The sequence below is a fragment of the Paenibacillus sp. DRB1-1 genome, from assembly GCF_052119485.1.
GTDB classification, from domain to species: Bacteria; Bacillota; Bacilli; order Paenibacillales; family Paenibacillaceae; genus Paenibacillus; species Paenibacillus polymyxa_B.
Map to the genome: position 1 here is coordinate 1,126,509 of NZ_JBODQH010000001.1, position 20,949 is coordinate 1,147,457.

The window sequence follows — 20,949 nt, forward strand, 5'->3', positions numbered from 1 at the left end:
CCTCCTAAAAAATAAAGCCCTTCACTGAAGAAGAGGCTCTTGTTTATTGTACACGCATCAAGAATTATAATTAAATCTATGACAAGCGTTTATCCTCAGGCTGAGGTTGAACTTCTGAAGACGTCGTTTGTGATGCTTTGACCACACTATCCTTGCTGTCTTTACGCTCAGTCCGCTCATCTTCTGATAAAATATCGCGTGCCCCGTTTTTAAACTCACGGAATGTACGCCCTACAGCTCGACCCAGCTCAGGCAGCTTGTTCGGACCAAATAACAGCAGCGCCAGAATAATCAACAAAATATAACCCGGTGCTCCAATATTGGGCATGTGTAGTAATCCTCCTTATGTTGACGGACAAAATAAGCATCTTTGCCCGTATACGGCCTTATAAATTCTTATAGGTATCATACCACACACGATGTGCTGCCTTCTACCGGAACTGGCCTGTCACCATAAGCAACGCTTCTGGAAGTTGGTCCATTATCGCTGCCAAATTTTCATGCACACCTTTGGGCGTTCCTGGTAAATTGACGATCAGTGTACGTCCGCGTATTCCCACGATTCCACGGAATAGCATAGCCGCTGGATTTTTCTGCATCACGATCATTCTCATGGCTTCCGCCATGCCTGGCACTTCCCGTTCCACAACCCGCCTAGTCGCCTCAGGTGTCACATCACGGATCGCCAGCTCAGTCCCGCCCGTAGTTAGTACCAGGTCTGCATGAAAATAATCGGTCATTTCGATTAAAGCTGCAATAATTTCATCCGGTTCATCGGGAACGATCCGGTATTCCACAATCTCTCCGCCCAGTTCTTCTTCGATGAGTTCCCGGATGACCTGTGCGCTTGTATCCTCACGCTCTCCCCTTGCCCCTTTATCACTGGCTGTTAGGATCGCCGTTTTCCACACCATAAGATCACCCTTCTCCTATCATGAAAGAATACTTTCTCTTCTGAAAATCAGAAACAGCCACGCTGCATCCTCCATCACATCACAGTACCCTCTCGGCGACAATGTTGTCTATGTCAAGGTTCCCGGTGGTCCTCCCTTTGAAAATCCCCATGCTTGCCACCTGTTTTGGATTGCAGCATGGTAGGGCCGATGATCATATCTTTTTGCAGCGCCTTGCACATATCATACACGGTTAACGCTGCGGCTGAAGCCGCTGTCAAAGCTTCCATTTCTACCCCTGTCTTACCTTCAGTCTTTACTTCAACTTCAATATGAAGCACATCATGTCCATTATCGGAAAAAGTAATGTTCACGCCTGTCAGGGCCAGTGGATGACACATCGGTATCCAGTCTGACGTTTTTTTCGCGCCTTGAATCCCTGCGACCTGGGCCACAGCAAGAACATCACCCTTGCCGATTCTTCCTTCTTTTACAGCCGTCAATGTAGCCGGATTCATCGTAATCTGAGTCACGGCAACTGCTGTACGAATCGTAGACGTTTTACCCGAAATATCTACCATCCGAGCCCGTCCCTGTTCGTTAAAATGAGTAAAGGAATCCACGACTCCCTCACAGCTCCTTTCACATACCCAACTTTACTTCATTCATCATTTGTCAATTTTGCATAATCACAATCTAAGCGTCCATCCAGAGTAAACAGCACGTCCACTCGCAAATCCTTTGGCTCCATGGGCACCTGTGTCAGCAATTGTCCCGGCAGCAGCAGCGAGACATAAAGCGGACCTACGTGGCTGTTGTTACGCTTCTCTGCCTCTACCTGTACGGTAAAGCGGTCATAATAGCCTCCGCCGTAACCAATCCTGCCCCCACGACGATCAAAGGCCAAGCCAGGCACAACAACCCAGTCAATTCCCGCCCACATTTCAGGCAACCATTCCTTGCATGTCAAAGCAGGCTCAGGGATGTTCCAGATGCCGGGTACAATATCTCCGTACTGATCCATCTCCCTCAGCTCCATAGTCCGGGTTACCGGATCCACTCTTGGGGCCAGGACACGATCTCCCTGTGACCAGCAATGCTCAATGAGGGGAGTCGTCGAAATCTCGCTGCCAAAAGAGAGATAACTAAATAATGTTAGCTTATCTCCGTTTCTGTCTATTCTAAGCTGCTCCCATGCCTCGATTGCATGCCGACAGGCCACAGCCGATGCCTTCTGCCTTGTCAGCGGGTCCATGGAGTCACGCGCTTCCCGTTGCTGCAAACGCAGCGCGTTCTTCACATCACAGACATCCATCACATCCGCCCTCCCGCACAATCGTCGATAATCTTTAAAACGTTGCTATTGTCCCATTTGTCAGTAAGTGCTGTACGTTGCAAGTTTTTTTCATTCTTTTTCACTTCTCGTTTAAGTTTATCATTGTTTATACAAATTGACTACACGCGGCTCAAGGGTTTACAGGGTGAAAGCAGTGCAATAGTGGGTAATTTCATGTAAACTGGAAGGAAGGTACCTGCGAAGAAAGCAGGTAGAACTGTGCAAAATGTAATGGAGGAACGATACGCTATGCTATTGCAAGTAACCGGAATTACTAAATCCTATGGAATTGAGCCCGTTCTGGACGGGATTAACCTTCAAATATTGGAACGTGAACGTATTGGACTCGTAGGTGTGAACGGTGCGGGCAAATCGACCCTGCTCAAAATCATTGCTGGTGAAATATCCTATGACAGTGGACAAATTTTCAAGGCGAAGGAGACCAGCATCGGTTATCTGGCGCAAAACAGCGGCTTGAATTCTGATCGTTCTATCTGGGGGGAAATGATGCTGGTGTTCACTCCCCTGATTGAAGCGGAACGGGAACTGCGGCAAATGGAACAGGACATCGCTGACCTGGCCAATGCTCAAAACGAAAAACGCTACGCAGATCTGCTGGAACGCTATGCACGTCGTTCAGACTGGTTCAAGGATCACGGTGGCTATGAAATGGAGACCCGTATTCGCAGCGTGCTGCACGGTATGGGCTTTGGTTCATTTGCACCTGAGACGCCTGTAGCTACTCTGAGCGGAGGACAGAAAACCCGGCTTGCGCTAGCGCGCATCCTACTGCTCGCCCCAGATGTCCTTATGCTCGATGAGCCTACCAACTATCTGGATATTCAAACATTGACCTGGTTGGAGGACTATTTGCGCGGCTATTCCGGTTCTCTGCTGGTTGTATCACATGACCGTTATTTTCTGGACCGACTGGTAACAACGATTATTGAAATCGAACGCCATCGTTCTACCCGATATACAGGCAACTACAGCCGCTACATGGAGTTAAAGGCTGCCGAGTACGAAACGAACCTTAAACATTACGAAAAGCAGCAAGGAGAAATTGCCCGTTTAGAAGCATTCGTACAACGTAATATCGTACGGGCTTCCACGACCAAACGCGCTCAAAGTCGGCGCAAGCAGTTAGATAAAATGGAGCGTATGGATCGGCCCATGGGAGACTTGAAAAAAGCTCATTTTTCCTTTGAAACAGCCCATATGTCAGGTAAGGAAGTGCTGGAGGTACGTGACCTCTCTGTGGGGTATGAAGGTAAAGAGCCTTTATTCCAGCACGCATCGTTCGACTTAAAACGTGGAGATACCGTGGCACTGATTGGTCCGAACGGGATCGGAAAATCGACATTGCTCAAATGTCTGACCGGATCACTTAAACCTGCTGCTGGCTCCATACACTGGGGCACAAAAATCAAAATCGGCCTGTATGATCAGGAGCAGACGAACCTGAACCCCACCAATACCGTATTGGAGGAGTTGTGGAGCGAATACCCTCATATGGAAGAAGCACGTATTCGTACAGTGCTGGGTAATTTCCTGTTTAGCGGTGACGATGTACTGAAAAAGGTAGCTGCATTAAGCGGAGGGGAAAAAGCCCGCGTTTCTCTGGCCAAGCTCATGCTGCGCGAAGCCAACGTATTAATTCTAGATGAGCCTACCAACCATCTGGATCTATTTAGCAAGGAAGTGCTGGAAGCGGCTTTGATGGACTATGACGGTACGCTGTTGTTCATTTCCCATGACCGTTATTTCCTGAACAAAATGGCGGAACGTGTCATCGAGCTACATCCTGAAGGGATAGAACATTTCCTGGGGAATTATGATGACTATGTAGCCAAAAAGCAGGAGTTAGAGGAAATTGCGCAGGAAGCTCTGGAGGCAAATCAGGCCACACGCGGCAAAACATCGGCTACCTCTGCATCCGTGACAGACGAGACCACATCCAAATCACGCGCTGCCACCTATGCGGCAGACAAACAAGCCAAAAGCGAGGAACGCAGCCGTCAACGCAAGCTGGAGGCATTGGAAAACCAGATTAAAACGCTGGAAGAACAAATTTTAGGGCTGGAGGAACAAATGACCCTGCCTGAGATCTATCAGGATTACACAGCGCTTCAGAATATTCAGGCACAACTCGACACCCATAAACAGGAATTGACTGAAACCTATACCGCTTGGGAAGAGCTGTTAGAAGAATAAACACTACTGCATAAAATCTTAGCCTTAAAAATTTCACATTTTCCTCTTCTGTATTTTTGTACACAAGATTATCCACAGCTTATGTGTATGAATGAGATTGAAAAATGGCCTTTTAGGCCATTTTTTTATTGATAAAAAGCCATTTTCAAATGAAAACCAAATTTATCCACCCTTTTATCCACATTATCCACAGATTCCACAAGAACTAAAGGTGTTACATATCCCCCAACTTGCTATCTCCAAAAAGTCTTAGCCTGCTTGCTTCGGGATCGGTTATCCACATTCGAAGCGGTATATGTGGATAACTTTGTTCACAACTTGACAAATCACATCATTATTCGGGCAGTATCAAAATTCCAGATTTTTTTGATGGATCATGAAAAATCGTGAATAATTGTGACGAATAATGCGACAGAATGAGATGCTGCCATTCATTTGCTCAAACTCCTGTATTTTATCCTCTTGAATTTATATTTTTATGATAGTTATGGAGCGGAACAAAAAAGACACGACTCAACTGTGCCGTGTCTTGCTCATTCTTCTTCAATTAAGTTTGGACAGACCATTCTTCCAGAGACAGTCCTGGATCAGCCTTCATATCCAATGAGGTAAATTCCCCACGCTTCCATTTGGCGTAGGCCGCAGCGCCGATCATCGCTGCATTATCTGTACAATATTTCATCGAGGGTACAAGCAACTCAATTCCTTCACGCTCACAGCGCTCCCGTAATGCTGTACGCAGTCCGCGATTAGCAGCCACACCGCCACAAAGCAGGAGCTGCTTCGCACCGTATTCACGCATGGCACGAATCGCCTTTTCCACCAGCACCTCGACGACCGACTCTTGAAAGCCTCTTGCGATCGCTCCGACATGAACGGTTTCTCCGCGCATTTTCGTCTGGTTAATTACATTCAGCACCGCAGATTTCAAACCGCTAAAGCTAAAATCATAAGAACCCGGCTCCAGCCATGCACGCGGCAAAGTAACCACTTCCTCCGATTCATGAGCCACACGATCCACATGCGGACCACCGGGATACGGAAATCCAATGGCTCTCGCTACTTTGTCGTAGGCTTCTCCAACCGCATCATCCCTTGTACGACCAATGAGTTGAAAATGACCTTCGGACTCCATCAGCACCAGCTCTGTATGTCCTCCTGACACAACGAGAGCAATGCACGGATATACAATATCATGCTCCAGCTGATTAGCATAAATATGTCCCGCGATATGATGCGTCCCAATTAACGGCTTGCCGAACGCCAAAGCAGCGCTCTTAGCGGCGACAATACCAACCAGCAATGCACCAACCAGTCCTGGTCCTTGTGTCACGGCAACCGCCGAAATCTCGCGTGGGGTAATTCCTGATGTTTGCATGGCCTCGTCCAGCATATAGGTGATGCTCTCCACATGTTTGCGTGAAGCCACCTCTGGCACAACACCACCAAAGGCTTTGTGTGTTTCAATCTGACTAGAAATCAGATTCGAGAGCACCTCTGTGCCATTTTTCACGACAGAAACAGCCGTTTCATCACAACTCGTTTCCACTGCCAGTATATAGCAAGGCTTGCCGGAGGCGGAGCCTGTACCTGCTTTTTCCTCTTGCGTCATTGCTTCTGCACGCTTCCTTCCTGTTCACCGGATGCCCCATGCGCGGGAAGATCCGCCCACATGATCACGGCATCCTCGTTATTATCCGAATAATAGCCTTTGCGCACACCTGCGGGCTTAAAGCCTTTTTTCTCATACAAGCCTTGAGCGATCCGGTTCGTTACCCGCACCTCCAGCGTCATACGTTCCATCCCTAAATAAGAGGCGGTTTGCATCAGCTCATCCAACAGCTTGTCTCCAAGCTTACGTCCGCGATAAGCCTCACGAATCGCAATATTCGTAATATGGGCCTCATCCATAATCGTCCACATGCCTGCGTAACCAATGGCTTGTCCGTCTAGTTCCATAATCATATATTTAGCGAAATGATTCATCGTCAGCTCATTGCGGAATGCTTCCTCTGTCCACGGTAGCGTGAACGCTTCATGCTCAATCTCCAGCACATCGGGAATATCATTCAGTTGCATCAAGCGAAACTCAAGTTTCTCTTCCCGCTGTATGTTCTTTGCCATGTTGTTCACCGCTCTCTTCAGCGCTGACGAAGCAGATTGGCTTCCGCCTCCGCCAGCTGGGTATAATTAGGAACCAGCGTATGTAGCTCGTCATGTTCTTGACGAAGCAGCTTATCCGCCCCAAGGCGGCCAACCCATCTTCCTTCCAGCTCATAAGGTACGATACGAAGCTCGCTCCAAGCACGCAGGCGCTCGGCTGTTTCGGCGTGAACCGCCGTTTCACCGACTAGCCAAATGACTGGAGGACGCTCTTCAGAGGGCAAAGCCTCCAGCCGTTGCAGCAGGTCATCGGTCCAAGCAGTCATCAACCGGATTGCATCTGGCTCCAGCCGTTGCGGACTCTCGACGTCGTCAACTGTACTCACGGCGAACAGCCCCGTGTAAACCTGACCACGGCGCGCATCCAGCACGGGCACAATCCAGTCTGCTGCCTGTGCTCCGGACGAACCGTTATCCACAGACTCATTTTTACCCTCTTGCCCCTTCATCTCGATGCCGCGATTCCAACCCCCCCACGCCAAAGCGTGCAAAGTGGATATGGACGTCACCGGGACACCCCAGGCCCAAGCGAGTGTTTTGGCTGCGGTCACGGCAATCCGGATACCGGTATAAGACCCCGGTCCAATACCAACTGCAATACCGTCTACATCATCTCGTGTCAGCCCTTCTTCATTCAGCAGTCGCTCCAGCTCGGAAATCACATGCACGGAGTGATTACGTTCACCATAGACATTGCTTTCTCCCAGCAGTTCTCTTCCGTTCATCAGAGCGCCCGCCATCACGGTCGTCGCTGTATCTAACGTCAAAAACCGCTCACGCGGCTTTACATTCACATCTGTATGCTCTCTTTGCATGGTTCAAACTCCATTCTCCCGCAAACTGCGGCACCATTGTTCATAAGGCTCGCCGTACCCGGTCAGGTGAATCAAGCGCTCCCCGACATCCGTTGTTTCTATATACATGTGAAGCCGCTGCTCCGGCAATATATCCGGTATAATACTCCCCCATTCCACCAGACATACTCCTGTCCCATAAAAATATTCGTCCAGCCCGAGATCCTCCGCCTCGTCCTGGGAAATCCGGTACACATCCATATGATACAAAGGCAATCGGCCCTCGTACTCCTTAATGAGGGTAAAGGTTGGACTATTTACGATACCCGGCACACCTAAATGGCTGGCAAAAGCCTTGGAAAAAGCAGTTTTGCCCGCTCCCAGATCTCCATCCAGCACAATCACCGTTCCGGGAACCGCTTTGGCTGCCAAAAAACCTGCCAATGCCCCGGTCTGTGCCTCTGAGACAGAACGGAACGTAAACTGCTCCTGCGAAATTGTCATATATTTTAATCACCTTTCGTCCGAATCGGACCGTTCCAACTTGTTCTTTATTATATAGTTCACCTTATGTCGCCGCAAGGCATGAAGACATGCTATTGTAAGTTAGATGATACACACAGGGAGGGATTGAAACGATGGGGCAAACTGTTTTACTCATGATTGATGTTCAGCAGGCTATGTTTATGTATGATGAGAAGCTGTATCGCGAACAAGAAGTTGTAGCGCATTTGCAGCAGCTTTTGGACAAAGCCAGAGCTACAGGTACACCGGTGATTTTTGTACAGCATACTGATGAAGCGGATGAGGATTTCCGGGAAAACAGTGTAGGCTGGGCCATCGCCGACGTGGTGCGTCCTCTTCCTCATGAACGAATTGTCCGTAAATCATCTTGGGACAGCTTCTACCAAACTGAATTGGGCCATGTGCTAAAGGAACTGGGGGCCGATCAACTCGTAATCGCGGGGATGCAGACCGAGTTTTGCCTCGACACGACTTGCCGAAGCGCCTATAGTCTGGGATACCAGAACAACGTGCTCGTATTGGATGCGCATAGTACATTTGATAGCAAGGTGCTGAGCAGTGAACAAATTGTAGCTCATCATAATGGGATGCTTGGCAATCGTTTTGTGCGTTTACTCGCGACAGCGGATGTAGATTTTTCGTAAGTTGTTGAAGTTTTATATTCCAAGCCGATTGCTTTCAAGCAAGTCGGCTTCTTTTTTTGTTCATGCGAAAAAACCGCAAAAAACACTGACGTTATAACGTCAATACATTAGGTAGCCCAGGTATGTTTCAAAATCATCGAACAAGCAGGCTTTTTTTATTTCCCAGCGATGAGTTAGATGATATTTGCGAAGAAAACTTTTTCACATATGGATTGAAACTTTCATTTTTAACAGAAAATTCAATTTATGATCATGATTTTCAGAAAAATTTAGAAATTAACAGAAAACGTTAGAATGGCCTAATTATTGTGGAGTATATGGCCCTATAAACATCTGTACATAGATATATGTAAATATTTGAACATTGAACAAAATCTGTATTAGAACTATGATAATTCTGGTTTTAATTTCCAGCCAGGAAAGAAGGCGATCGGACCGTCATACTCACTGTCTAGGCACCATGATATGCCCGCATGTAAATGTATCTTGCAGTCTCTGCGTTTCGTAGGTTAAGAGCGGAAATTACGAATTGAAGTGCAATCATGGATGTATTGTGTCTTGAACACAGCGAAAGGAATGTGAGTTTTTAATGAAAAAAGTAGCTTTAGTAAGCCCGTTGAGAACAGCGGTCGGCTCTTTTAACAAAACCCTTGCGCCTCTAAGCGCTCCTGAACTGGGAGCAACTGTGATGACAGCATGCCTTCAGCAAAGTAAATTAGAGCCTTCTTTGATTGATCAAATTTATTTGGGAAATGTTCTTCAGGCGGGCAATGGCCAAAATCCTGCCAGACAGGCGGCACTAAAAGCCGGTATCCCTATTGATGTACCCGAAACAACGATAAACACGGTTTGCGGTTCAGGACTCCATGCCGTTGCTTTAGCTTACAATTCAATATTGGCTGAACAAGGCAACATCGTCTTGGCCGGAGGCATGGAGAGCATGTCGAATGCCCCTTACCTGCTAAGAAATGCAAGAAACGGCTACAAACTTGGCAACGGTGAGTTGGTAGACTCCCTGGTGGCCGACGGTCTTACGTGCCCGATCAACCATTATCATATGGGAATTACCGCAGAAAATGTTGCCGAGAAATATGGAATTTCAAGACTTGAGCAAGATGAATTTTCCTATCAAAGCCAGATAAAGGCCGTAGAAGCTAAAAACAAGAAGCTTTTTGAAGAGCAGATTGTTCCAGTCATGATCAAAAACAAAAAAGAAACTATTTCTTTCACGGAGGACGAACACATAAGAGGAAATACAACGAAAGAAAAACTTTCTCAATTAAAACCTGCGTTTAAGGAGAACGGAACAGTTACCGCCGGAAATGCTTCAGGAATCAATGATGGCGCGGCGGCTATGCTTGTAGTGTCGGAAGACAAATGTAAGGAACATGCGTTAAAGCCGTTGGCATATATCAAGGGTTATTCACTTGTTGGCGTTGACCCTGCATATATGGGAATGGGACCGGTGAAGGCCATTTCGTCACTTCTGAAGCAACAGGGAATGTCTATTGATGACATCGATCTTTTTGAAATTAATGAAGCGTTCGCCGCACAAGCACTAGCGGTATTGAAAGAGCTTGGAATCAATCCGGAGAAGGTAAATGTCAATGGCGGCGCGATCGCGATCGGGCATCCTGTCGGTGCAAGTGGTGCTAGGGTATTAGTTACGCTGGTTCATGAAATGGTGCGAAGATCTTCACGTTACGGCATCGCCTCGTTATGCATCGGAACGGGAATGGGAATAGCGATGCTAGTTGAAAATGCACTCATTTAAAGTGCGAGTTCAGGATGACTTTTAGAACTACCTCTTAAAAGGAAGGGAGATCGCTATGAATCAAAAAGATGTACTTTCACTCCAATCCATGCCTGCGGCCAGCGGCAGTTATGGGCGCCCGCCTTGTCGCTTCATCAACCGGGAATTTTTGATCATTACCTATGAATCCGATCCCGCTGCGATTAGACAAGCGGTCCCGGAACCTCTTCAGCCGGATGGAAGCAATACCGTTTCCTATGAATGGATCAAGATGCCCGATTCATCCGGGTTAGGAAGCTATGAGGAAAGCGGTATTGTCATTCCGTGTACTTTTCATGGAGAACCCTGTAATTTTGTTGCCCAAATGTATTTGGATAACGCGCCTGCTATTCTGGGAGGACGTGAAATCTGGGGATTTCCGAAAAAATGGGCGAAGCCTCGCTTGATCGTTGAGGAGACGGAGACGCTGACGGGTACATTGCATTACAACAACGTCCTGGTGGCCACGGGAACCATGCCTTTCAAATATAACATTCTTGATGAAAAGGAAACGGCTAAAGCCATCGCAAAAACGCAAGTTAATTTGAAATTAATTCCTGACGTTGACGGTACCCCAAAAATCGCTCAGTTAGTAGCGTATAATCTCGAGAACGTTACTGTAAAAGGCGCCTGGTCAGGGCCTGCCAGATTAAGCCTGATCCCCCATGTCAACGCTCCTGTGGCAGATTTGCCGGTTAAAGCTTATATTGGCGGAAAACATTTTATTGCTGATTTAACGCTTCCATATGGAAGAGTCCTCTACGATTATCTCCAATAAAGTTTGCTTTCCTAAAAATATATATATAAGGAGAAGGAACCATGAATAACAAAGTAATCTCCGCTGAAGAAGCAGTTAAGAAGATCAAAGACGGAGACACGGTGATGGTCGGAGGTTTTCTGGCAGGAGGCTTTCCGGAGGACCTAGTGCGTGCGCTTGTCGACACCAATCCCGCCAGCAATCTTACGATTATTTCCAATGACACAGGCACACCGGAATTATCTATTTATAAGCTTGTAAAAAGCGGCAGAGTAAAGCGGATTTTTGCATCCTATATTGGCTCCAATCCAGAAACGGGAAGGCTCCTGATGACGAAAGAAGCAGAGGTCCAACTTTTCCCGCAAGGCACACTCGCTGAAAAAATACGCGCAGGAGGGGCCGGTTTGGGCGGTGTTTTAACACCTGTAGGTGTAGGCACCGTTGTAGAGGAAGGAAAAAAGAAAATAGAAATTGATGAAAGAGAATATTTGCTTGAACTCCCGCTCAAAGCGGATGTGGCGCTAATCAGAGCCCATAAGGCTGATGAAGTTGGGAATCTTGTCATCAACGGCTCTTCACGTAATTTCAATATGGTTATGGCTACAGCGGCAGAGTATGTAGTTGCTCAGATAGACGAATACGTAAAGACGGGAGAAATTGACCCCAATCATGTCAACGTTCCCGGAATATTTGTCGACGCAATTGTAAAGGTGGGTGAAAACGCATGAATAACAGAGAATTCATTGCTCGAAGAATAGCCCAGGAATTCAAAAATGGCGAAGTGGTCAACCTTGGTGTCGGATTGCCTACAATGGTAGTGGACTATATCCCCGAAAACATTCATATTATGCTGCAGGCTGAGAACGGAATCCTCGGTGTAGGCCCCAAAGCGGCTCAGGGAAAAGAAAGGCTCGATTGTATCGATTCAGGCGGAAACTACGTTACAACTATGGAAGGAGCATGCTTTTTTGACAGTGCACTTTCATTTTCCATCATACGCGGAGGGCATGTGGATATCACCGTGTTGGGCGCCCTGGAGGTAGATGAGAAAGGCAACCTTGCAAGCTGGATGATCCCTGGGAAAAAAGTTCCAGGCATGGGGGGAGCCATGGATTTGGTGGTTGGAGCCAAGAGAGTCATTGTAGCCATGGAGCATGTGAACAAAAATGGGGCGCCGAAAATACTGAAACAATGCAAGCTGCCCCTGACTGCTGTAAATGTTGTAAAGACCATAGTAACCGAAAAAGCTGTCATCGATGTTATTCCGGGTAAAGGGCTGATGCTAAAGGAAATTGCTCCGGGTTTGTCGGTGGAAGACGTTCAATTGGCAACAGAGGCTAAGCTGATGGTTTCACCACATTTAAAGGCCATTGCAGTATAAAGGTCATAGAAAGGAGCCAGTTGCACCTTCAAATTAACTTGTCCGGCGTTTAACTGCCCCCTCGACTGCATTTATTATTACAAATAAGGTTCGCTAATTGCTCATTGAGCAATTGCGAGCCTTTTAGGGTTGGAGCGGGACCATTCAAGCAGCATTCTACGATGAAAGCCTACAGCTGTCCAAGATCTTTCTAAAGCTATACCCCATACTATGGGAAAAAATCTGTTTGGTGCCCCTCTCCTATTGTTCTTCCAGACGATCCACACGGACGGTTTGAGTATTTCCTGGTCTGCTACCTATCTGTACCGTTGCCATACCGTTTGCTTGGTCTACATGCTCAATCCAGATCGGTTTACCATCCAATTGTACAGCAATATTTTCGGATGAATCATAAATAGCTTTTGCTCGTTCCACATTCATGCTATTCTTCCCCTCCTGATTGTTGTTGTGTGCATTCATTCAGAAATATAGTTCACCTAGTCTTCATCTATAATCCGTTCAACGTCTAATGAAGGGATGCCATGAGAAGGCGAAGTTGAAACTACAGCCTCCAAATCCACATGAGCCACAGCTACGGGAAATGGCGGACGGATTCCATGTGAAAGAGCAAACTCGGGCGGCAATGCATCCTGTTCGCCTCCAGCTGGGCCCCGAAAGGCGATTTGGCTTTGACCCACACGATGCCTGATTTGCTGAGGATAGGATTTTCCGGACATAAATTGTGTACCCCCTTTTGAATCGGATATGCCTTACTATGTACCAAAATTGCTGTAACCATGCGCACGCGGAAGCAATTCGCAGTCTTCATCCATACCTCATACAATTACTTGTACGAAGCATAAAAATGATTAGCTCACAGCCAAGGCGTTGGAATCGAAGGATGCAGATGCGGATAGCTCATCACTATGCGATGCTCGGTAATTGTTTAGTGCGTTTGCTTGCTACGACGGATGTACATTTTTCGTGAATTTAAACATAAAACAGCCCCAGCTTCTCACGAAGACCGGGGCTATCTATGATTCCATCCCATAAATGAGGTGCGTATTATTTTTATGCTTTAGCTGCCCAAATTTCAATTTCAATTTTTATTTCAGGCAATCCTAGAGCAGTAAGGTAGCCGATAGTCATTGCAGGATAATCATTCCCGAATAACTTTTCCCATTGGGAATACATGTAATCCCAATCTATCTGCTCAGTTGCCCATACATTTACTTTTATAATATTGTCAGCGGTTAATTGTTCGGCGTCCAAAACTGATTTAATGTTATTAAAAGTATTGCTGATTTGTAGGTTAAAGCTTTCTGGGAATTGGCCATTCTGATCTACTCCAACTTGACCCGAAGTCACGAATAGCTCTGAATTTCTGGGAACTTTAGTTATATGTGTGTAATTCCCTACTGGTTTCGGCATACCTGCCGGGTTTTTTCTAGTTATTTTTTCATATTTCATTTAATCGACCTCGTCATTTTTAAATTTTTCTACCGTTTCTTCTAACCACTTTTAGGCAGACTCCACCAATAAAAATGATTTTAGAAAAAAACAGCAGTAGAGTATCCATATCCAAAAGATATAAAATTTAATGATCTTTTCTTCATGACATGAACACTCCTTTCTTATAAAATGTCAAAATCGTTGATTATCCCTTATCTTAATATAACTACTGTGACTTAACAACTTCATATCATTGTGTTATGCGATGTAGTCACACCTCAGAATGCAGATTAGTTGGCTTGCTCTTTTCTTTACACCTCATACAATCACTTGTACGAAGCATACTAAGTGAAAAATCATATGCTCATATCCCGGGGTGACCGGAAACGAAGGATGCAAAATGCGGATTTAAGAAAAGGAGGACTGCGGTATGCATACGGTCTGGAAAGGTGCGATCAGTTTTGGGCTGGTTCATGTGCCCGTTAAAATGTTTTCTGCGACTGAGGATAAGGACATTTCCATGCGTTATATTCACAAGGAGTGTGGAAGCCCACTTAGCTATGTACGAAAGTGTCCCGTTTGTGATAAGGAGGTCGAGTGGGAGGAAATTGGAAAAGGCTACGAGTATGAAAAAGGAAAATTTGTCATGTTCGACAAGGAGGAACTGGAGCAAGTTAGCGGACAAGCGGATAAAAATATTGTTATTTTAGATTTTGTGGATTTGCAGGAAATTGATCCGATTTACTTTCAGAAAACGTATTATTTGTCCCCGGATCAAGCTGGCTCCAATGCGTATAAGCTGCTCATGAATGCGATGAAGGATACCGGAAAAATCGGGATTGCCCAAATCTCCATCCGCTCTAAAAGCAGCCTGGCGGCTATTCGGGTGTTGGATGAATGTTTGGCGGTGGAGACGATGTTTTACCCCGATGAAATTCGCCCCATTGCTCAAGTGCCTAACTTACTGGGGCAGGAGGAGGTTAAAGAGAAGGAGCTGACCATGGCAAAAATGCTGATCGAGCAGCTATCTACACCTTTTGATGCAGCAAAGTATACGGATCAGTACCGCGAGCGTCTGCTGGATCTCATTCAGCATAAAGTGGCTGGTGAAGAGGTGCGAATCGCCCCAACACAGCCTCAGACCAATGTAGTAGATTTAATGGCCGCCCTTCAGGCCAGCATCGAGGCAGTGCAACCTGTCGTTACCGATCCCGGCCCTGCTGCGAAAAAGCGCCCTGCGCGTAAACCAGCAGCCCCATCAGCACAGCAGGCTGTTGCAGGCGAGAACATCTCTCCGACTCCAGTCAAAAAGAAAAGAAGCACTGCCAAACGTAAAGAAACTTAAGCTGAGGTACAGAAAAGTCTGGTTAAGGGGTGGCGGTGACACTGCTTTGATACGATAGTAGCTGACTGAACGCCCCCCGCTCCTCTTGTTCCAGTTGGTGGTAGTTCCCCTGCTGTATGACCTCGCCTTGATCCAGTACGACAATTTGATCCGCATGTCTGATGGTTGACAGGCGGTGTGCAATGACGATCAACGTCATTTGACCTTTCATCCGTTCCAGTGCTGCCTGAATTGCGGCTTCATGCTCACCATCCAGCGCACTTGTCGCTTCATCTAGTATAAGTACCGAAGGATGATGCAAGACAGCCCGTGCTAATACTAGCCGTTGACGTTCTCCTCCAGACAGACGAATCCCGCGATCTCCAATTACTGTGTCCAGCCCTTCGGGCAATCTGGATACAAAGTTGTCTGCGGCGGCAAAATGTAACGCCTCCCATAGCTGCTGCTCACTAACATCCTTATCTGCCAGCATCAAATTTTCGCGGACAGTCGCATGAAATAAAAAGGGGTCTTGTGACACGTAGCCAAACGACTGCCGCCACTGGAGCAACAATTCGTCGTCCAGCACAAGCCCGTCTATTGTAATCTGTCCCCCAGATGGACGTAAAAAACCCATCAGGACATCGACCATTGTACTTTTACCTGCTCCCGATTTCCCTACAATGGCTGTCATTCCCCGAGCGGGTATGAACAAGTTAATATGACGCAGCGCAGACTCTGCTGCACCATCGTAGCGATAATCCAGATGGCTGCATTCGATCCCATGACGAAGGGACAGGGGTTGCCGTACAGATGCAGATACAATTAATGAAGGATCTGTGAAAGCTTCGCACTCCTGTTGCACCTTGGTGACACTTTCAAAAGCGGAGATCATAGACATGATGTATTCCAGACTCGCTTGAATAAGAGCAAATCGGGGCCATAAGCGGGAAAATATAAGAATCAGCACAATCAGTTTTTCAGGAGTAACATGCAGCCACTGCAGCGATATAAATATGACACATGCGACAAAAACAGCTGCCGCTGTACGATGAAAAAACTGTGTGGTCGCATTTTGCCGGACAAATTGGGTCGTATTATCCTCCATGCGTTGTGTCAGGGAACGAAACCAATGGATATTCGCCGCTTCCAACAGATTGCTTTTAATATCTTTCATGCCGTTCATGTGATCCGTAATTCCAGCAAAATAAACCTGCGAAAGCTCAGTGGTACGATCACCTAATTGTTTGGCATTTCGAATGGAGCGGCGGAACACGACAAACAGCCCCAATCCACTCAGAAATACTAGTCCGGTTAAAGAGGGGGATAACCAAAAAGCCAGCGCAATCTGGATCATCGTAAACATGACGGCTGTAATCAGTTGAAGAAGCAAATTCGTTCCCTGACTGACACGCGCCAGCTCGGTCGTCATCACATGGCTAAAATCAGATTTACGCTGACGCAAATAAAATGCCCACTGCGCCTTCATAAAAGAAGTGTACACGTCTATTCGAAGGGAACGCATAAAACGCTGCTGAATCCGCGAATTCAGGATGGATTGGTAACGCTGAAGCATAGCCTGCCCTGTAAGCAGCACTATAAAAACCATCAACATCCCCGGCAACAGCCAGCTTTTAGGAATGAACGCCAAAAAATGTTCCAATCCACCAGACAGAAATGGCATTCCCGAATGACCGACAAATACGCCGATGGCCGCCAGCATAGGAACAAGCATATAAATGCCAAAACCCTCCAGCAGGCTGACCATGATCATACATCCAATATTGAGAAATAACGCACCGCCGTTCACGCTATACAGCTTTGTCATATATAATCGCAGGTGAACCATAATGCACACTCCTTATCCAGGATTTTGAAAAATTCGATTTCAGTCGCTCCAAAGTGCAATATATAGACGAACTAGACCATTTCGATCTATATATTGTTCATTGAAAGTCGCTTATTGGATTTTTGCAAAATCCTCTATCGAGAGTCAGTGCTTTGAAAATCGCCGTTTCAGCCAAAGAAAGGGACGTAAAGGGATATACAAAAAATGCAGCTGGCGAGGCAGTGGAAAAACGGCCGAATCCCCCGTAGAGGGAAACAAACGGCTGATGAGGTACCATAGTCTGTGTCTTGGCTCTTTTAAGGAAAGCAAGTAAGTGCGACTGACCGGCTGATGGGCAGCCGCCGTGTTTCTGGTCATGACTTGGCTGGAGGCGGCAGCTGGAGTAATGGGGGCACAACTGGTAGCGGTGCTCATCGGGCTATGATCGTCGTTACTGGCATCTTCCGTGATGCTAGTAACGCCACTGGTGGCAAGCATGGCTGCTTCGCCACAGGTACCGCATACTGAAGCACCGCCATTCGGAGGTGCGGCCTCCGCTTGCTCCGCCAAAGCTCTGCTGTGCAGCGGCTCTGATGGAGCAAGCCTACCTGTACCCGACCCGTGGGCAATCGGGTACGGTGCGGGAACGCTGGCCTGCATGAAGGCCAGCGCGCTCAGCGCGAGCCTGTGCGCCTGCCGGGTAGCCGATACCGGACGCATCGGCTCCGGTATCGGCGTACCCAACAGCGCAGCGGCGAGTGCCCAAGCCTGCCCGCCAGCAGGCAGGCCCCCGTAGCGGCGCATCATCGGCAGTAGCGCCTCCCAATCGACAGCACATACCGCAAGCCTGTCGATGTCAACCAGCCAGCGCAGCCTGAACCAGCCGTGACGCGCACCATGCGCGCTCAAGTACAGAAATTGATGCTCGCTGCCAAGCGTATACATACAGGACGTCATCACAGTCCTGTTGTCGGCAGATCCCAACGTTACCTGCCGACTGGTTCCTGCAGCTTTGCCTATTTTCCGGCAGTTCCACAGCTCGTCAAAAGAGGGTTCCCCACCCCCATCCGGGTGAAGCCGCCAATGCAGCTCAATCTCTACCCGTTTTTGCAGATGGAGGTAGGATGCATGATGGTCCTTCCATTTCCAACTGCCAAGGACGCGCACTTCTCCGCTCTTGGACGCATATCCGGCTTCCTTCATCCAATGCTCAGCCTCATCCATATCGTCAGGGGCAATGAGTAAATCTATATCCTTGGAGGTACGCAGAGAAACATCCCCGTACAATTGCTGCGCTAGAGCAGGACCCTTCAACATAAGCACACGAATTCCATGAGCTATGAGCAGCCTGGTCAGACGCTCGGCTTCTGCTTGAAGATGGAGCATGCGAAGCGTGTTTCGATGATACTGCGCCTGAAGGTTTCGCAACAATTCTGCGGGAACGAACGGATGATTCAATGTTTTCAGTTGGAGATACACCGTAGGTACCACTCGATGGTGCTCGGTCAGACGTAAAAAGCGGACCCAATCCATCTCACGCAGCTGGGTAGCAGCAGTCTTATCCTGCCAATGAGAAACGTCTTTCCCCAATAGAGAGAGTAACAACGTTAATTCTTGATCCTCATTCCAATTCGCAAGTTCCAAAACAGACTTGGTGGGCATGCATTCTTCTCCTTCTTGTCTCATCGCATTAAAGCAAAGAACTACCTTTATATTCCATCTTTGTATTTGTATCCGTCACAGCGCGTCTCCCGAATATCCCCACCACCGTAAATGCTTCCATCTCCCGTTTCCCCGTAACATAAATCGGTCCGCTACGTACCCATGCATGTGCGGCCAAGCGGCCAGCGGCATTTTTGGCTGTGCCCAGATACAGCGTGCAGTCCAGTTTTCTGCGCCCCAGCAACGTCATCGCCGCAGCGGCTTGTACAAGACAACTACTGCGCCAAGGAGTATAACGGCTTGCCAGCTCTACAGCGTGCGAAATCTGCTGGATGCACTTCTCCTGCCTGACATCACACTGCCATGGAGTTTCTTCCATACATATGCCCCAAACCCTTGAGTAATCCCCAAAAGAACGACGCTGGCGCAGCCTCGCCCATCCCAGCTCCAACCAGGCTTCCGGCAACAATCTCCTAACCTCTGGAGACAGGAGAAGAAGCCGTTGTATCCGCATGTTATACCGACTCCCGTAGAAGCTTTAACAGTCCTTCCCGCTCCAACTCAGCCACAAAGGAATGTACCTGCTGTCTGCACTGTTCCTCGTCCACCTCATATTCATTCGTCAGGACAGTTACGATATCGCCAAGGGAAGGACCTGATTCTGCCAGTTCCCAGATTCGTCCTCCTGTGAAGCCTAAGTTATAATATTTACCAGTGTTAATGCTCATCATCACTTTTTCTCCGTCCATATCACTGACATAGACCTCTTCACCGTAAATGACGCGATAATGGTCTTTAGCTGGATTAGTGGCTGCCATAACTCTTTTCCTCCTTACGAATGATATCAAGTACCCGTTGTACAACCTCGGACGCAGTAAAGACGGAACTATCCCTTAGCAGCCGCCAGCCCTCTACTTTACGAGCCATCCTAGCCGCTGTATCAAACGACCATTCACTCAAACCCATTCGCGGAAGAATCACCCTACGATATGTATGTTGTAGTAATGTATGCAAGCACTCCAGAACGTTCAAGGGCTGTTCCGTAACCGCCATTAGCTCCCCTTCGCGCATCAACGCACGGATTGGAGAATCTGCCACAAGCTCGAATACGCCCCCTAAGGGCAGCGGATCGTTAAAAAATTCATCTACGGCGGGTACAGCATATTTATTCAGCTCACCTGCAAGCATGCGCAGATCACTGTATTGTGGCATTACAGAATTGCCATCAGTTAGGGAACGTATGTTATTTCTTTTGCGTGCATGCTTGTTCTCCCGTAAAGCCTCCAGTTGGAGCAAGCTATCCAACCCCAGCTTTTGCTGCGGATAAGCTGGATACACGACGGCTGAGGAAGCCGTAGCTTTTACAGCAATCACGTCATCACTAACCATCTGATAACCTGCCTGCCTAAAAGCAGCAGCCAGTGTCGATTTGCCCGTACCCGATTCACCCACAAATGCGTAGGCCTTCCCCCCGATGACGACCGCACTTCCGTGAATAGGTAACATTCGTCTTTGCATCAGCAGAACACCCATGCATGTACCCAGTACAAACAGCCGCACGGTGTCAGGATCGGCCCCGGAGAATATGCTTACCTCGATCTCCTTGCCTTCCCTGACGGCATAAATGGCCGTGCCTGGTATTTGGAACATAAATTGCTCATCTAGCATCACAAAATTGGTCTGCTCCAGCTGATCACTCCATGCAGTTAAATCAGCTTGTCGAATGACTACATCCTCTACTGCTTCCGGTGCTGCCAGGATCAGCTCAGGCAGATTAAGCTCACTGGAAATCCTGAGTCCAAAGGCTATATATTTCGTCCAACTGACATTTGCACTCCTGTCATGCACGATAGGACTCACTCCTCTGTCCTTAAAAATCCCGTCTTTATTTCTTGGGCAATACCTCTAACCCGAAGAAATAAAGACGGCTTTGTATTGAATACGAGTCCAATGGATTATGCTATTCTCGTTCATTTAGTCGGTATCGGACCAGTTTTTTCGCTTCCAGCCCAACATCGGCTGCATGTATAACCATGTGTTAGCTTGGATTATGAAGATCGGCATCGTGGTCAGACACCCAGTCAATCTGTTTCCAGCCTTTACCCGCCATAGTCTGGTTAATATCCAGCACCTCTATCGTCGGTTCCTGCCATTCTTTTTTACTCATCTCATCACCTCCCCTCCAACGAATGGCGGACTGTCTGA

The 20,949-nt window shown here is 47.6% G+C and carries 24 protein-coding genes; 7 read left to right on the forward strand and 17 right to left on the reverse strand.

Going from position 1 to position 20,949, the window contains the following annotated elements; all coding sequences use genetic code 11:
- Positions 1–76: 76 nt before the first annotated feature.
- The 4 genes from ACQW03_RS05090 to ACQW03_RS05105 form a co-directional block, all read right to left on the reverse strand.
- Positions 77–328 carry a twin-arginine translocase TatA/TatE family subunit gene (locus ACQW03_RS05090; protein ID WP_013309213.1) on the reverse strand — a complete coding sequence of 84 codons (252 nt, stop codon included), beginning with the start codon at positions 326–328 and terminating at the stop codon, positions 77–79.
- A 103-nt stretch (positions 329–431) separates the two neighbouring features.
- Positions 432–914 carry a MogA/MoaB family molybdenum cofactor biosynthesis protein gene (locus ACQW03_RS05095; RefSeq protein WP_013309212.1) on the reverse strand — a complete coding sequence of 161 codons (483 nt, stop codon included), beginning with the start codon at positions 912–914 and terminating at the stop codon, positions 432–434.
- 113 nt (positions 915–1,027) lie between these two features.
- Complete coding sequence (moaC, locus tag ACQW03_RS05100) at positions 1,028–1,516, reverse strand: cyclic pyranopterin monophosphate synthase MoaC (RefSeq protein ID WP_013309211.1); 489 nt, start codon at positions 1,514–1,516, stop codon at positions 1,028–1,030.
- Positions 1,517–1,554: 38 nt separating this feature from the next.
- Positions 1,555–2,208 (reverse strand): 5-formyltetrahydrofolate cyclo-ligase, encoded by a 654-nt coding sequence (locus ACQW03_RS05105; RefSeq protein ID WP_441952303.1) that lies wholly within the window; start codon positions 2,206–2,208, stop codon positions 1,555–1,557.
- 270 nt (positions 2,209–2,478) lie between these two features.
- Here ACQW03_RS05105 and ACQW03_RS05110 point away from each other — a divergent pair, with 270 nt between their 5' ends.
- The gene (locus ACQW03_RS05110) at positions 2,479–4,443 is read left to right on the forward strand and encodes an ABC-F family ATP-binding cassette domain-containing protein (protein WP_220031444.1); all 1,965 of its coding nucleotides are present in this window, start codon (positions 2,479–2,481) and stop codon (positions 4,441–4,443) included.
- A 547-nt stretch (positions 4,444–4,990) separates the two neighbouring features.
- Here ACQW03_RS05110 and tsaD read toward each other — a convergent pair.
- From tsaD to tsaE, 4 genes are read right to left on the reverse strand one after another with little or no spacing between them, the layout of a single operon-like run.
- Complete coding sequence (gene tsaD, locus ACQW03_RS05115; RefSeq protein WP_076292343.1) at positions 4,991–6,055, reverse strand: tRNA (adenosine(37)-N6)-threonylcarbamoyltransferase complex transferase subunit TsaD; 1,065 nt, start codon at positions 6,053–6,055, stop codon at positions 4,991–4,993.
- On the reverse strand, positions 6,052–6,567 hold the full coding sequence (rimI, locus tag ACQW03_RS05120; protein WP_071639897.1) for a ribosomal protein S18-alanine N-acetyltransferase: 516 nt from the start codon (positions 6,565–6,567) through the stop codon (positions 6,052–6,054). Before rimI ends, tsaD begins: the two co-directional genes overlap by 4 nt.
- Before the next feature lie 17 nt (positions 6,568–6,584).
- The gene (gene tsaB / locus ACQW03_RS05125; protein ID WP_441948547.1) at positions 6,585–7,421 is read right to left on the reverse strand and encodes a tRNA (adenosine(37)-N6)-threonylcarbamoyltransferase complex dimerization subunit type 1 TsaB; all 837 of its coding nucleotides are present in this window, start codon (positions 7,419–7,421) and stop codon (positions 6,585–6,587) included.
- A 3-nt stretch (positions 7,422–7,424) separates the two neighbouring features.
- Positions 7,425–7,904 (reverse strand): tRNA (adenosine(37)-N6)-threonylcarbamoyltransferase complex ATPase subunit type 1 TsaE, encoded by a 480-nt coding sequence (gene tsaE, locus ACQW03_RS05130; RefSeq protein ID WP_071639895.1) that lies wholly within the window; start codon positions 7,902–7,904, stop codon positions 7,425–7,427.
- 134 nt (positions 7,905–8,038) lie between these two features.
- On the opposite strand from tsaE, the gene ACQW03_RS05135 reads away from it, so the two are divergent.
- The 5 genes from ACQW03_RS05135 (at position 8,039) to ACQW03_RS05155 (ending at position 12,499) form a co-directional block, all read left to right on the forward strand.
- The gene (locus tag ACQW03_RS05135; RefSeq protein ID WP_025718312.1) at positions 8,039–8,569 is read left to right on the forward strand and encodes a cysteine hydrolase family protein; all 531 of its coding nucleotides are present in this window, start codon (positions 8,039–8,041) and stop codon (positions 8,567–8,569) included.
- Between the two features lie 589 nt (positions 8,570–9,158).
- The gene (locus ACQW03_RS05140; protein WP_028543085.1) at positions 9,159–10,343 is read left to right on the forward strand and encodes an acetyl-CoA C-acetyltransferase; all 1,185 of its coding nucleotides are present in this window, start codon (positions 9,159–9,161) and stop codon (positions 10,341–10,343) included.
- Positions 10,344–10,398: 55 nt separating this feature from the next.
- Entirely contained in the window at positions 10,399–11,139 is a 741-nt protein-coding gene (locus tag ACQW03_RS05145) for an acetoacetate decarboxylase (RefSeq protein ID WP_071639892.1), read from the forward strand.
- 41 nt (positions 11,140–11,180) lie between these two features.
- On the forward strand, positions 11,181–11,846 hold the full coding sequence (locus ACQW03_RS05150) for a CoA transferase subunit A (RefSeq protein WP_441948550.1): 666 nt from the start codon (positions 11,181–11,183) through the stop codon (positions 11,844–11,846).
- Positions 11,843–12,499: a 3-oxoacid CoA-transferase subunit B gene (locus ACQW03_RS05155; protein WP_071639890.1), complete on the forward strand. Its 657-nt coding sequence runs from the start codon at positions 11,843–11,845 to the stop codon at positions 12,497–12,499. The genes ACQW03_RS05150 and ACQW03_RS05155 overlap by 4 nt, the downstream gene beginning before the upstream one ends.
- A gap of 240 nt (positions 12,500–12,739) precedes the next feature.
- Here the strand turns inward: ACQW03_RS05155 and ACQW03_RS05160 are convergent, their stop codons facing one another.
- From ACQW03_RS05160 to ACQW03_RS05170, 3 genes are all read right to left on the reverse strand, one after another.
- Complete coding sequence (locus tag ACQW03_RS05160) at positions 12,740–12,919, reverse strand: H-type small acid-soluble spore protein (RefSeq protein ID WP_023987462.1); 180 nt, start codon at positions 12,917–12,919, stop codon at positions 12,740–12,742.
- Positions 12,920–12,975: 56 nt separating this feature from the next.
- Positions 12,976–13,215, reverse strand: a complete 240-nt coding sequence (locus ACQW03_RS05165; protein WP_071639889.1) for a hypothetical protein — start codon at positions 13,213–13,215, stop codon at positions 12,976–12,978.
- A 334-nt stretch (positions 13,216–13,549) separates the two neighbouring features.
- The gene (locus tag ACQW03_RS05170) at positions 13,550–13,948 is read right to left on the reverse strand and encodes a RidA family protein (protein ID WP_071639888.1); all 399 of its coding nucleotides are present in this window, start codon (positions 13,946–13,948) and stop codon (positions 13,550–13,552) included.
- 412 nt (positions 13,949–14,360) lie between these two features.
- Between ACQW03_RS05170 and ku the strand changes: the two genes are divergently transcribed.
- Positions 14,361–15,275, forward strand: coding sequence for a non-homologous end joining protein Ku (gene ku, locus ACQW03_RS05175; protein WP_441948553.1), 915 nt, complete (start codon positions 14,361–14,363; stop codon positions 15,273–15,275).
- A 22-nt stretch (positions 15,276–15,297) separates the two neighbouring features.
- Here ku and ACQW03_RS05180 read toward each other — a convergent pair whose 3' ends face one another.
- The 6 genes from ACQW03_RS05180 to ACQW03_RS05205 all read right to left on the reverse strand — a co-directional run bounded on the left by ACQW03_RS05180 (position 15,298) and on the right by ACQW03_RS05205 (position 20,911).
- Positions 15,298–17,103: an ABC transporter ATP-binding protein gene (locus ACQW03_RS05180; RefSeq protein WP_441948555.1), complete on the reverse strand. Its 1,806-nt coding sequence runs from the start codon at positions 17,101–17,103 to the stop codon at positions 15,298–15,300.
- Between the two features lie 144 nt (positions 17,104–17,247).
- Positions 17,248–18,744 (reverse strand): nucleotidyltransferase domain-containing protein, encoded by a 1,497-nt coding sequence (locus ACQW03_RS05185; RefSeq protein WP_441948557.1) that lies wholly within the window; start codon positions 18,742–18,744, stop codon positions 17,248–17,250.
- A 28-nt stretch (positions 18,745–18,772) separates the two neighbouring features.
- A complete protein-coding gene (locus ACQW03_RS05190) occupies positions 18,773–19,258 on the reverse strand; it encodes a lasso peptide biosynthesis B2 protein (RefSeq protein ID WP_076292338.1) in 486 nt (161 codons plus the stop codon).
- A gap of 1 nt (position 19,259) precedes the next feature.
- Positions 19,260–19,562 carry a lasso peptide biosynthesis PqqD family chaperone gene (locus ACQW03_RS05195; protein WP_071639883.1) on the reverse strand — a complete coding sequence of 101 codons (303 nt, stop codon included), beginning with the start codon at positions 19,560–19,562 and terminating at the stop codon, positions 19,260–19,262.
- Positions 19,549–20,592 (reverse strand): serine kinase, encoded by a 1,044-nt coding sequence (locus ACQW03_RS05200; RefSeq protein WP_441948559.1) that lies wholly within the window; start codon positions 20,590–20,592, stop codon positions 19,549–19,551. Before ACQW03_RS05200 ends, ACQW03_RS05195 begins: the two co-directional genes overlap by 14 nt.
- A gap of 190 nt (positions 20,593–20,782) precedes the next feature.
- Positions 20,783–20,911, reverse strand: coding sequence for a paeninodin family lasso peptide (locus ACQW03_RS05205; RefSeq protein WP_023987454.1), 129 nt, complete (start codon positions 20,909–20,911; stop codon positions 20,783–20,785).
- Positions 20,912–20,949: the final 38 nt, after the last annotated feature.